General features: G+C 51.9%; 12 protein-coding genes and 2 pseudogenes. 7 read left to right on the top strand and 7 right to left on the bottom strand.

What is annotated here, in order from left to right:
* Position 1: 1 nt before the first annotated feature.
* Positions 2 to 973, bottom strand: a complete 972-nt coding sequence (locus KHX94_RS12355) for a DUF2333 family protein (RefSeq protein ID WP_213680874.1) — start codon at positions 971 to 973, stop codon at positions 2 to 4.
* A gap of 165 nt (positions 974 to 1,138) precedes the next feature.
* On the opposite strand from KHX94_RS12355, the gene KHX94_RS12350 reads away from it, so the two are divergent.
* Positions 1,139 to 1,876, top strand: coding sequence for an enoyl-CoA hydratase-related protein (locus tag KHX94_RS12350; protein ID WP_213680873.1), 738 nt, complete (start codon positions 1,139 to 1,141; stop codon positions 1,874 to 1,876).
* 58 nt (positions 1,877 to 1,934) lie between these two features.
* Here KHX94_RS12350 and KHX94_RS12345 read toward each other — a convergent pair whose 3' ends face one another.
* The 4 genes and pseudogenes from KHX94_RS12345 to dusA all read right to left on the bottom strand — a co-directional run bounded on the left by KHX94_RS12345 (position 1,935) and on the right by dusA (position 3,987).
* Positions 1,935 to 2,294 (bottom strand): hypothetical protein, encoded by a 360-nt coding sequence (locus KHX94_RS12345; RefSeq protein ID WP_213680872.1) that lies wholly within the window; start codon positions 2,292 to 2,294, stop codon positions 1,935 to 1,937.
* Between the two features lie 3 nt (positions 2,295 to 2,297).
* Positions 2,298 to 2,489, bottom strand: coding sequence for a PspC domain-containing protein (locus KHX94_RS21830; RefSeq protein ID WP_213680871.1), 192 nt, complete (start codon positions 2,487 to 2,489; stop codon positions 2,298 to 2,300).
* A 43-nt stretch (positions 2,490 to 2,532) separates the two neighbouring features.
* Positions 2,533 to 2,841: a hypothetical protein gene (locus KHX94_RS12335; protein ID WP_213680870.1), complete on the bottom strand. Its 309-nt coding sequence runs from the start codon at positions 2,839 to 2,841 to the stop codon at positions 2,533 to 2,535.
* Between the two features lie 211 nt (positions 2,842 to 3,052).
* A pseudogene (dusA, locus tag KHX94_RS12330) lies at positions 3,053 to 3,987 on the bottom strand (tRNA dihydrouridine(20/20a) synthase DusA).
* A 176-nt stretch (positions 3,988 to 4,163) separates the two neighbouring features.
* Here dusA and KHX94_RS12325 point away from each other — a divergent pair.
* Positions 4,164 to 5,222 carry a tyrosine-type recombinase/integrase gene (locus KHX94_RS12325; RefSeq protein ID WP_213680869.1) on the top strand — a complete coding sequence of 353 codons (1,059 nt, stop codon included), beginning with the start codon at positions 4,164 to 4,166 and terminating at the stop codon, positions 5,220 to 5,222.
* An 859-nt stretch (positions 5,223 to 6,081) separates the two neighbouring features.
* Here KHX94_RS12325 and KHX94_RS12320 read toward each other — a convergent pair.
* Both KHX94_RS12320 and KHX94_RS12315 read right to left on the bottom strand, forming a co-directional pair.
* Positions 6,082 to 7,095: a phage portal protein gene (locus tag KHX94_RS12320; RefSeq protein ID WP_213680868.1), complete on the bottom strand. Its 1,014-nt coding sequence runs from the start codon at positions 7,093 to 7,095 to the stop codon at positions 6,082 to 6,084.
* Positions 7,095 to 8,669 (bottom strand): terminase large subunit domain-containing protein, encoded by a 1,575-nt coding sequence (locus tag KHX94_RS12315; RefSeq protein WP_425314013.1) that lies wholly within the window; start codon positions 8,667 to 8,669, stop codon positions 7,095 to 7,097. Before KHX94_RS12315 ends, KHX94_RS12320 begins: the two co-directional genes overlap by 1 nt.
* A gap of 359 nt (positions 8,670 to 9,028) precedes the next feature.
* Here KHX94_RS12315 and KHX94_RS21825 point away from each other — a divergent pair.
* The 5 genes and pseudogenes from KHX94_RS21825 to KHX94_RS12290 all read left to right on the top strand — a co-directional run bounded on the left by KHX94_RS21825 (position 9,029) and on the right by KHX94_RS12290 (position 12,328).
* Positions 9,029 to 9,848: pseudogene (locus KHX94_RS21825) on the top strand (GPO family capsid scaffolding protein).
* Positions 9,842 to 10,870, top strand: coding sequence for a phage major capsid protein, P2 family (locus KHX94_RS12305; RefSeq protein ID WP_244859136.1), 1,029 nt, complete (start codon positions 9,842 to 9,844; stop codon positions 10,868 to 10,870). The pseudogene KHX94_RS21825 and the gene KHX94_RS12305 overlap by 7 nt, the downstream one beginning before the upstream one ends.
* 2 nt (positions 10,871 to 10,872) lie before the next feature.
* A complete protein-coding gene (gene gpM / locus KHX94_RS12300) occupies positions 10,873 to 11,556 on the top strand; it encodes a phage terminase small subunit (RefSeq protein ID WP_213680867.1) in 684 nt (227 codons plus the stop codon).
* 101 nt (positions 11,557 to 11,657) lie between these two features.
* Positions 11,658 to 12,116 (top strand): head completion/stabilization protein, encoded by a 459-nt coding sequence (locus KHX94_RS12295; RefSeq protein ID WP_213680866.1) that lies wholly within the window; start codon positions 11,658 to 11,660, stop codon positions 12,114 to 12,116.
* Positions 12,116 to 12,328: a tail protein X gene (locus KHX94_RS12290; protein ID WP_244859448.1), complete on the top strand. Its 213-nt coding sequence runs from the start codon at positions 12,116 to 12,118 to the stop codon at positions 12,326 to 12,328. Before KHX94_RS12295 ends, KHX94_RS12290 begins: the two co-directional genes overlap by 1 nt.
* The last annotated feature ends 2 nt before the right edge of the window (positions 12,329 to 12,330 follow it).

Below are 12,330 nucleotides of genomic sequence, written 5' to 3'. Positions count from 1 at the left end.
CTTAACCCTGTGAAAGTAAATTGGTTAAATCTATCACCGCCGCATTAGCGCGAGAGACATAGTTAGCCATCACTAACGAGTGATTAGCCACAAATCCAAAACCTGAGCCATTGAGGATAATGGGACTCCACACGGTTTGTTGGGTGGACTCCAACTCACGAATAATCTGCCGCAGGCTCACTTCGGCATTTTTCTTTTTCAATACATCGGCAAAATCGACTTCGATGGCCTTCATAAAATTCAGTAGCGCCCAAGTGGAGCCACGCGCCTCGTAAAACACATCGTCAATCTGCCACCAACTGGTTTTTACCTGCATTTGGGATTGCGCTGGTGTTGACTGCCGCGCCGCACTATCGCCCGCAAGATCGGTATTTAACCGCTCCTGACCGACACTGGCAGACAATTGTTGTGACAGGCTGCCTAGGCGTTTTTGTACCTCTTTCAACCACTCATTTAGATTGTCAGCACGCGCGTAGAACTGAGCATCTTTATTTTGCGAGTCAGCCATGCGGGCACGATACAGTTTCAGCAGTTTAACAGCATCGCGATATTCACTTTCAGCACTGGGAACTAACCAGCTAGTGTGATCGATATTGAGTTTAGAATGGGCTTCAAGCAGATCTTTATCGGCCGTTGACTGGGACTGAGAGCGGCTAAACTCTTTACGCATCACCAATGCTAAATCGCGGATTTGCTCCAGCGCACCAAACTCGAATGCTGGCATATTGTCCATCATCACCGAAGGCGGCATCACGTCATTGGACAACCAGCCACCCGGCTTATCTAGCAAAGTGTCGATGGTGTCGATCAGTGCTGTTGTCGTAGCGTAACCAATCACTGGCTGACCACTGCTATCGTTAAGCACCTGCGGTTCCAGCACGTCCGGCTCCACACTCCACCAGACACTCACTATATACAATACGGCTGCCAATAAAACGGCAGTTCCGGCAGCATATTTCCACTTTGCTTGCATCCTGTGCATTCTCCTTTATGTGACATGCGGCGATTGCTAGCGCTGATCGACACACGAAAGTACATCACTCGTTGATACCGCAAGAGAAAATCAAACAAGTGTTTGAATATCTAACGCCATGCCTTACACTGCGGATCAGGCAACCTAACTATCAGGGCAGATATTATGACCACTATCCAGGTTCACGACACTCAAGGAGTACGGGTTCTCAAGTTCAACCGCCCGGACAAACGTAATGCAATCGACCTCGGTATGTACCAGCAACTGACAGAATACCTGATCCAGGGGGACAGCGACAACGGCATCCATGCTTTCCTGCTATGTGGCAACAGCGATTGCTTCACTTCTGGCAACGATGTTGCTGAATTTCTGCAACATCCCGATCTAGGACCAGAACATCCCGCCGTCCGCTTCTTATATTGCCTTACCGAGCTAAAAAAACCGTTGTTGGCGGCAGTCAGTGGTGCAGCGATTGGCATAGGCACCACCTTGCTATTACATTGCGATCTGGTTTATGCCGATGAAACCGCCCGTTTTAAAATGCCATTTGTTGACTTAGCACTAGTGCCTGAAGCCGGAGCCAGTCTATTGTTACCACAGCTGGTGGGCTATCAGAAAGCGGCGGAGCTGCTGCTACTCAGTACCAGTTTTGACGCTGTCCAGGCACATCAGTTGGGACTCGTCAACCAGGTTGTCAACGCAAGCCAGCTATATGACTTTGCGTTAAGCCAAGCGGTAACAATTGCGGCGAAATCACCCAATGCCGTACAGCAAACTAAGGCGTTAATGCGCATTGGCAAGCAAGCCCTGCAACAGCAGATGCAACAAGAACTGGCATGTTTTGGCGAACGACTGCAAAGCCCGCAGGCTAGAGCAACATTCCTAAAATTTCTGCAGCGTTAGTCTTTAATTACCCATACGAACCAGGCTTGAGGTGGCTACTCTCGAAAAAGCGGCCAACTCAAGCTTGGTTGTCTGTCTGCAATGTTTTACCTACGCCCCAAGCGGCCAGCACCAATAACAACAGTGGCCATAACAGTGAAAAACCACTCAGCAACATCACGATTGCCACACCACTACAAATAACAACCACTAACGCCATCAAACTGAATGCAGCAAAGATCCACAACAATAACAACAGCGCGGTTAGCCCCACTAATAATAAGGTCCAGATACCATCATCCAACCATAATAGACCAGAGGGGTCGAATAACATGGTTGCGCCACTATGACCAAAGACCATTGCTAGCAAGATAAGCACACCGACAAAACCCCACACCAGAAATTGCGGGCGCCGCCGGTAACGCCGATAACGCTTCATCAGCTAACTCCTTATTTTGGGATAAACAATCCCACCTGCGATGTACAACACTACACCCCACAGCGGTGACAACAGTGTCATAACCACCCAAGCAAGTCGCAGCCAGAAAACAGACCATCCAAGGTCACTGGCTAATTGACCACACAAGCCACAGATCCACTTACTCGGATCACGCAAACGTTGTTCTAATCTCATTGGTTACTCCGAAATCCGTTGTAGCACAGCAAGTCCAACAGCGTTATTTCTTGGCAGTTAAATCGGCTACCGCAACGTTATTTGCGGGAGTTTCTGCAATGGTATCCAGTGTTTCTTGTACCAATTCATCAGTGACTGCCGCGATACTGTTACCTAATTCCCGCTGCAGCGAAGCCATGATTTCAGCTTTAGCGCTGTGCAATATTTCTTGGGCTTGTACGGTTAAAGTAGTGCTTACCGCTGATAATACGGCGTCTTGGCTAGGCAAATTGTCATCTGCCATGGCAGTGCTACACATCAGGCTCCCAGCCAGGACAGCAGTTACAGCAAATGTAGAAGTTAAGCGTTTCATGATTGTCATCCTTTTCCAGTTAAGCTGAATTGTTTCAGCGTTCGCAGGAGATAATTCAAGCTATGTGCCAACTTGAAAAATATTAAATAACATCATGTTTAATAACAGGTTTATTTTATTTTTTAGACTTAAAAATAAAACCCAAAGAGAAAGATAAGGATGGAATGGCGAGAATCACCAGATCTGTAGCAATTTTCGCCAAATTTTGTCGTTAGCGTTGATAAACACTATTCCTGGCCGCTAACAGCACCTCAATACCAGCATCAGCTTTATGAGCGTTTTCACTGAGATAACGGCGCCAACTGCGCCCCCAGCAACACCTTGATAAAGTCCGGTGAGATGCCGAGTAATATGGTTCAGACGACCACCGGACTGCAAATGTTGCTCAACATAGGGCAAAATCGCCTCCACCACCTCATCACGGTTCAGTGGCGCTTTATCACTGCCAAACAGCCGTTGATCAACTTCGGCTAACAAATAAGGGTTCTGGTAGGCTTCACGGCCGACCATTACACCATCGAGTTGTGACAGATGTTCGGCAATATCTTCCCAACGCTTAACTCCACCATTGATGCTGATATTCAGCGCCGGAAAATCTCGCTTCAGTTGATATACACGCGGGTAATCCAGCGGCGGAATTTCCCGATTTTCTTTCGGACTCAATCCCTGAAGCCAAGCTTTGCGGGCATGAATGATAAAAGTATCACAGCCAGCCTCACTTACTCGGCCGACAAAGTCGGTAAGAAACGAATAAGAATCTTGCTCATCAATACCAATACGGGTTTTCACCGTCACTGGAATGCTGACCTGTTGCCGCATCGCATTGACACAATCCGCCACCAACTGTGGCTCGGCCATCAAGCAAGCCCCGAAACGACCATTCTGCACTCGGTCTGAAGGACAACCCACATTCAGGTTGACCTCATCATAACCTCGTCCCTCGGCAAGTCGCGCGCATTGCGCCAGCGCTTGTGGATCACTGCCGCCCAACTGCAACGCCAACGGATGTTCCGCATCGTTATATGCCAGATAATCCCCTTTACCAAATAAAATGGCACCCGTTGTCACCATTTCGGTATACAGCAAGGCTTGCGATGACATCAATCGAGCAAAGTATCGATAGTGTCTATCAGTCCAATCCAGCATCGGTGCAATGCTGAACCGTCTATTCCGTGAAATATCAGTAATAATGCGGCTTTCAGCCTTATTTTCAGTGGTTTTCTGCAATGGTCAATTACTCACTTTTTGCGCTATTTTGCCATATTTTGCTACGTTTTCCGATGTAGTATGATCCACATATGATCCATAAAAAGTAGGACGATATGGCTAACTACACTATTCAACCCCGCAAAACCGCAAAGGGTGATACTCGTTATCGGTGCTTAGTTAGAGCTTCTGATGGTCGCAGCGAGTCCAAGACTTTTGGCAAGCATCAGATTGCTAAAGAGTGGGGCATTTTACGCTGTACAGCAATTGAAAACGAGGCCATTACAGAACAGCACAAAACTAGCACCATTTTTGAACTGCTGAATTTATTCTATGAGGATCATGATCTATGGAGTAATACCGGCAGAACAAAGCGTTACGTGATCCAGATGTTAATGGACTGCGATATTGCTCAAGTGCGCACTGATCAGCTCAAAGCGTCTGACATTATCCAGCACTGTAAAAATCGCCGAGAAGCTGGCGCGGGGCCTGCAACTATTTACCATGATGTGGCATATCTTCGCAGCGTGATGAAAAAAGCAAAAGCGGTTTGGGATATAGAGGCTAACTGGCAAGTTTTTGAAGAAGCAGTTCCCGTTCTAATAGACATGAAGCTCGTCGGCAAAAGCCAAAAACGTACCAGACGCCCGACCACTGATGAACTGAATAAATTACGAAAAGGCCTACGTCAACGTATGGGCAATGCTCACGGTGGCGCTATCCCTTTTGTCGATATTCTTGATTTCAGTATCTTAACCTGTATGCGCATTGGCGAAGTCTGCCGGATCACCTGGCGCGATTTAGATGAAAAGAATAAGACCGTGATCGTTCGTGATAGGAAAGACCCGCGCAAAAAAGATGGGAACCACATGGTAGTGCCATTGCTTGGTGACTCCTTCAAAATTATTAAACGGCAGCCTAAATCCGACGACCGGATATTCCCCTACAACGAAAAATCTGTCACTGCTGGATTTCAACGTGTCCGCAATGCCCTTGGCATCACTGATCTGCATTACCATGATCTACGGCGTGAAGGAGCCAGCCGATTGTTTGAAGCAGGTTATTCCATTGAGGAAGTCGCCCAGGTAACAGGGCATAGAAATTTAAATATTCTTTGGCAAGTCTACACCCAGCTCTACCCTCATAAGCTGCATGACAAGTTTAAGGCTGTCTGATCCTTTTCAGATCGTTTTTGCGTAGTTTTGCGTAGTTTTCCGCTTAGCGATCTTTCCGCTTGCCCCTGCTGCAGGCCTGAGTTTATCAAACTGAGTAACTGCGTTCTTTTCATTCGATAAAGCGCGCAGGCGCGGCGTGGGGTCGAGCGCGCGCGCTGGGGGTTGTCTGGGGTAAAATTGAGGCAAAAATAAAGCAGCCCAAGCTGCTTTATGTGAATATCTTTTGATAGAGAGAAGTATGGACAAAAACACAACCCGATATACTAAGGCCAAGCAAGGATCGCTGGAAGCCTAGGAGATGATACCTAACGATAAGCAGAAACAGCGCATATTGATTAGGATGTCAGCATCATAATGGGATGTTATGTCACGCTATCAAATAGCCGTACTCTGATGGGACATACCTACCTGTTAGTGTTTAGGGATAAACGCTGTCGTTTAAAAGAGATGCCATCCTTGGTGACTATCTTTTTCGAGAGACTGATCCACCATAATGTGCCGTTTTCGATAAAAACTTACACTGATATTTATCCAAGGGAAACGATTGATAAGTACATACAACTCATTTCTGAGTACCGCATCATCTACGCAAAATTTTACTTGTTGCTTCTGGCAATCACACTCATAGTCATACCAGTTATCGAGGTATTTAAACAGTACATCCTTGCACACTGAGGAGTCCTTTGGGTAACTTAAGGTCAATATCGCCATACTCAACTCCATCGTACCAGTGATACTTTGAGTATATGCAGATTTTTTACATCCTACATAATCGACAACTATCGAAAGATTTGAAACGCCCTATCATGTTCAAGTTGCTACACGCTGGCACCGCCCTGCACCAGCGTTTGCCAAGTGTTTAATCACTGACTGATGCCACCAGACTAAACGCCTTAAACCGGATAATCTCTTCCCCTGCCCAGTCATTGATACTGAGCAGGTTCTGGCGGATGCACTCGAGTTCGTTGGCATCGAACACCTTGGCGGCTTTTTCCACATCCCCAAAGCCGCCGGTGTTGTTGGGCATGATGCCCATCAGTTGTGGGGGTACCCGGTGGGCGCCCAACTGGTCATCGCGTGATACGTTCTTGATGGATAGAAACTCATCCTTGGCGGCCACTTCGGCTACGGGGATCAACTTCATGCCATCCTTATTACCCCCAGGCGAGTGCAAAAACAGGTTACGGAAGTTGCCGGGGCCTTTGCTTTCTTTCAGGCTCTTGCGCAGGGCGTCCACGTCCTGGTTGTTCACATTGGCGTCAGTCAGATACAGGATAAAGCCGGCGTGACTGCCGTTCTCATAGTAGCGGCGGCGAAACAGCGTGGCCGATTCATTCAGCAGGCTGGAATTCATACTGGCAACATAATCCGGCACGCCATAAATCTCCTGATTGATATCCGCTTCCATCAGGTGAAACAGCTCATGGGGCTGAAATGCCAGTTCATCGGCCAGGTTTGGTACCCACCAGTATTGGTTCGGCTTGACGCCCACGCGGGTGTATTTGGCGGGGCTCACCTGATAGCTGGCCGTGCCGCCGGTGCGGTTAGGGATGCGCTGCAGGTAGGCATTGGCAAAAATCAACAAATCCATCACCAGTTTGGTGAACTCATGCAGCGACAGTTTGGGATGCGGGATAAAACACGCCTTGAGAATGTTGCGCTTCACCTGAATGGCGGAGGCGTGATGCACCGCGGCGCGGTAGATGCGCGCCAGACCATTCATCGACAGCGGCGGTTCGTACCATTTGCCGTTGCTCATGGCTTCCAGGTAATCAAAAATCTCCCGTTGCGATAACACCGGCATCGGTTCCCCAAAGGTAAATACCTCAATGCGGTGATTGGGTTCGGTTGTTTCAAGTGTGTCGTTTGACATCAGTCGTAAATCTCCATCATTGAGGTGGCGTTGTCGCTTATATCGAGCGGTTCGTTATACAGCGCGTGAATGGTGGCCCAGGCAATATCGGCATGGCTGGTTTCTTCACTGCGCGAGGATTCATAGGTCACTTGCCGCTGTGAGGCGGTGAGGGTTTTGCGGATGGACATAAAGGCTTGTGCTAAATCCGTCCAACCGGCATCAAACTCCAGTCGGCCCTTGCTGATGACGTCATAGGCTTTGATGACCATCTGCGCTTTCAGTGACGGGGTATACAGGAACGGCGTGGCCGGGAAGAACTTCTTCACCAGTTGGTACACCGACTCGCCAAGGCCGGTGGTATCAATCCCGATAAAGGTAACGTTATAGCGCCGGGTCAGCTCACGGATTTGGTTGGCCTGCGCCTCAAAGTCCATCCCAGCCCAGCGGTGTTTTTCAATAATGCGGTGTTTGCCGCCCTTCACGGCCGGCGGGCAAATCACCGAGCAGCCAGCACTATCACCCTGCCCGCCTTTGGCCGGGTCATAGCCAATCCACACTTCACGCATGCCCATCGGCCTTGGCGCAAACGGTTTGTAATCGGTCCACACTTCCCAGGCATCTACCATGCAGCGCTGCATCATCTGCATCGGGAATACCGACTGCGAATCATCAATGAACTCGCACATCAACAGGTTCTGGTACTCTTCTGGGCTATATTCCAGGTGCAGGGTGTCCGGGTCAAACAGGTTACAGCCCTGGCGGATGGCATCATCCACGGTGACCACCTGGCGCCATTGGCTGTCCTCGCAGGCTCGGCCATTGGCTAACGCCGGGTGACTCACATCCAGGGTGATACGTTCGGCCTTGGGTCGGCCGCGGTTAAACAGCGCCCCGGACCAGAACGGGTACGCATCATGGTTCAGCGATGACGGGGTGGAGAAATAGGTCTGACGCCACTTCTTGTGCATCGCCATGCCGGAGGCCACTTTGCGAAACTCCTGGAACTTGTGGATCCAAAAGTATTCATCCAGGTACAGATTGCCGTGGTAGGACTGGGCGGTGCGGGCGTTGGTGCCGAGAAAATACAAAATGGCGCCGTTGGCGAGCACAATCGGGTCACCGCTCAGCTCCACTTCGGCCACATCCCGCGCAAACGCCAGAATGTACTGCTTGAACACATGCGCCTGCGCCTTACTGGCGGAGAGGAATATCTGGTTGCGCCCGGTATCAAGCGCATCCAGCAGCGCTTCATGGGCGAAATAATACGTCGCACCGATTTGCCGCGATTTGAGGATGTTGCGGATACGGTGACTTAAACCCGCCTGATACCAGGTGCGCTGATAATCAAACATCTGCGTATTGAAGGCGGACCACAACTTGTCGCGCTGTTCATCGGTGATAAGGTTTTTCACCGGCTTGCGCTTATCGCCGGCATTGCGGTGATGCACCTTGGGGTTCAAATCTGCTTCATTGCCGCCATTCTGGTAGCGGGTGATACGGGCAATGCGCTCGAGCTGCCGCCCAAGCAAATCCATCTCTTTAAAATCGCGCCCGTCTTTATCGGCTTTGGCAATAAGCTGCACCATGCGCATTTCCAGCGCCGCATCCACCCGGTCAATGGGCTTGGCGTCATCCCAGCCATCGCGTTTTTCCAGGAAGACACGGTGGTTTCTGGTACAGCTAAATGCTGGCTGATATCCCGCACATACCAGCCCTGCCAGTACAGGTGTTTGCTGCTGGCGCGGGCTGGTTTGCAGGAGCGACTCGGCGATATCGGGCATAACAACTCTGGGCAATCACACAATAGCGCCAGTGTAAAAGCGTGGCGGCCAGAGTTTGGCTCATGGGGGCGGTAGCTGCTGTGTGTCACCCTCCGGCTACGTTGACCCCTTTAGCCCCCTTCTGACCATAGCAACAGTCACGTCCGAGCCACTTATGCCAAAGGGTTATCATGAAAAAGTCCAAATTCTTCCGGGTGTTTACCGAAGGCGACACCACTGACGGTCGCGAAATCCAGCGCAACTGGATTGAAGAAATCGCCGAAAGCTACAACACCGCCAAATATGGCGCGCGTATCTGGCTGGAGCATATTCGCGGCATCCTGCCGGATTCACCGTTCAAGGCCTATGGCGATGTCACCGCCGTCAAGGCTGAAAAGGTCGAAGACGGCAAGCTGGCGCTGTTTGCGCAAATCTCCCCGACAGAAGACCTGCTGGCGATGAACAAGGCGCGCCAGAAAATCTATACCTCGGTGGAGATTGACCCCAACTTTGCCAAAACTGGCAAGTGCTACCTCACCGGGCTGGCGGTCACCGATTCGCCGGCTTCCTCGGTACCGAAATGCTGGCGTTCTCGGCCAAGAGTGAACACAACCCGCTGGCCTCGCGTAAGCAGAAACCTGACAACCTGTTTACGGCGGCGGTAGAAACCACGTTGGAGTTTGAAGACGACGAGCCGCAAACCTCGGGGCTGTTCAACCGCGTCAAGGCCCTGCTGGGAAAGCCAGCAAGGTGACCAGTGACGAATTTAGCGATGTGCATCAGGCGGTCGAAGCCATTGCCCAGACCACAGCCGATGTTGAAACCCGTTATGCCCAGCTGCAGCAGCAGTTTACCCGCCAGCAAACCACGCTCAGCCAAGTGACCACCGAGCTAGAGCAACTCACGGCCAACTTCAACACCCTGAAACAGCAGCTGGATAACGAACCCGGTCACCACAGCCAGCGCCAGCCTGCAAGCGGTGGCGATAACACAGTAAAAACCGATTGCTAGGAGTCTTCTACATGCGCAACGAAACCCGTCAACTGTTCAACGCCTATACCCACCAGTTGTGTGCCCTCAATGGCGTGGACAGCACTAACACCAAATTCACCGTCACCCCCAGCGTGCAGCAGACGCTGGAAACCCGGATGCAGGAAAGCTCCGAGTTCCTGACCCGCATCAACATTGTGCCGGTGAATGAAAAGAGCGGTGAAAAGCTGGGGCTAGGCATTAACAGCACCATTGCCAGCACCACCGACACCACCAAGCAGGACCGTCAGGCCATCGACCCGACCGATTTGGATGCGGCGGGTTATGACTGCACCCAGACCAACTTTGATACGGTGCTGCGTTACGCCAAAATCGATATGTGGGCCAAGTTTCCCGACTTTCAGGCGCGTATCCGTGACACCATTTTGAAACGCCAGGCACTAGACCGCATCATGATTGGCTTTAACGGCACCAGCCGCGCCGCCACCTCTGACCGTGGCACCAATCCCCTACTGCAGGATGTGAACAAGGGCTGGCTGCAGAAAATCCGTGAGTACGCACCGCAGCGCCACATGAAAGAAGTGGTCGCCGATTCCGGTAAAATCATCATCGGCACCGACTACGCCAACCTGGATGCGCTGGTGTTCGACATGGTCAACAACCTGATTGAACCCTGGTACCAGGACGACACCGAGTTAGTGGCTATCTGTGGCCGCAAGCTGCTGGCTGACAAGTATTTCCCTATCGTCAACAAGAACCACGAACCCACTGAAACCCTGGCGGCCGATTTGATTATCAGCCAGAAACGCCTCGGCGGCTTACCGGCCGTGCGCGTACCGAGTTTCCCGGCCAACGGCATTCTGGTGACCCGCATGGATAACCTCAGCCTGTACTGGCAGGAAGGCGCGCGCCGCCGGCACATCGTGGACAACCCGAAACGTGATCAGATTGAAAACTACGAATCCTCTAACGATGCCTACGTGGTGGAAGACTATGGCTGTGCTGCCTTTGCTGAAAACATCACCTTTACCCAGGGAGCCTAATCATGATGTCACCTGCCCAAGCGCATCGCGACCGGGTACTGGCGGCCAAGCGTGGCGGGGATAACCCCGCCCTCGACCAAAAGGCCCTCAACCAGTACGAACTGATGTTGATGCAGCTCACCGAGCACCGCCGCGCGCTGAAAACCTTGCAGTCCATCGACCGCAAAATTCAGGCGAAGCGCCAGTTTCTGCCGCAGTACACCCCGTATCTGGACGGGGTACTCAGCGCCAACCGCGGCCAGCAGGATGAAGTGCTGACTACAGTCATGCTGTGGCATATCGATGTGGGCGACATTGCCGCCGCCATCAGGCTTGGCCGTTATGCCATCCAGCATGACTTGACCATGCCGGACCGCTTCGAGCGCGGTCTGCCCTGCACCTTTGCCGAAGAGGTCGCCGATGTGGCAACGCGGCTGCTGGGCAGCGAGAACGCGGTCAGTAGCGCCCTCATTGCCGAGGTGATTGCAATGACCACCGACAGCGACATGTACGACGAAGTGCGCGCCAAACTCTATCGCGCCTATGGCGAAGCGCTGGAAGCGGAAGAACAACTGCAACCGGCTTTCGATGCGTACCAGACCGCACTCAAATACAACGACAAGGTAGGCGTGAAAAAGCTGATGGAAAAGCTTGGCCGCACCTTGGGCACCTCACAGCCAGACAGCGGTAGTCATACCGCCAGCTAACCGAGCGACCACGCGCACCGGACGGCGCCCGCCTGATGAATAGATAACGATTTCATGATGGCGGGCCCACCGTCCTCCCCTGACACGATAGCGGAGGCCACATGAGTTTTATTGCCACAGCACCGGCCAGTGAAGGCACTGTCACCAATGATGGCTTTTGGCCGGAGATTGATTTAGCCGCCCTGCAGCTCACCATGCGCCTGGATGGCACCGTCACCGCCGAGCGGCTGCAGCATGCCGCCATTAACGCGATGATTTTGGTCAACCGCGATTTGGCTCAATGGCAGCAGCGTCAGCAGGATAACGGCTATGCCTCAATGGACGCGGTACCGGCGCGCACTATCAACGGCAGCTCAGAGCGGCAATACCTCTACCTACGGGCGGTGTACTGCCTCACCAAAGCCAATCTGAGTGAGCGCTATAGCGATTACGACAGCACCGCTGCCAAGCAGGATGACGGCGACAACCTGCAGAGCACCATTGACGACCTTAGGCGCGATGCGGCCTATGCCATCCGCGATTTGATGGATATCCCCCATGTGACGGTGGAGCTGATTTGATGGGCATGACCGTCTACAGCCAGCAGGGCGATACCCTCGACTTATTGTGTCAGCGCCATCTGGGCACGACCCGCCGCGTCACCGAAAAGGCGCTGCAGCTCAACCCGCACCTGGCAGACAAAGGGCCGGTGTTGCCGCTGGGCACGGCGGTTCTGCTGCCAGCGCTCAGCGAAGCGCCCGCCATTACTTCACACATTCAGCTATGGGACTGAAC

This window comes from Shewanella dokdonensis (assembly GCF_018394335.1).
Classification (GTDB): domain Bacteria; phylum Pseudomonadota; class Gammaproteobacteria; order Enterobacterales; family Shewanellaceae; genus Shewanella; species Shewanella dokdonensis.
The sequence above is the reverse complement of the archived record's forward strand: the minus strand, read 5'-3'. Positions and strand labels throughout refer to the sequence as shown.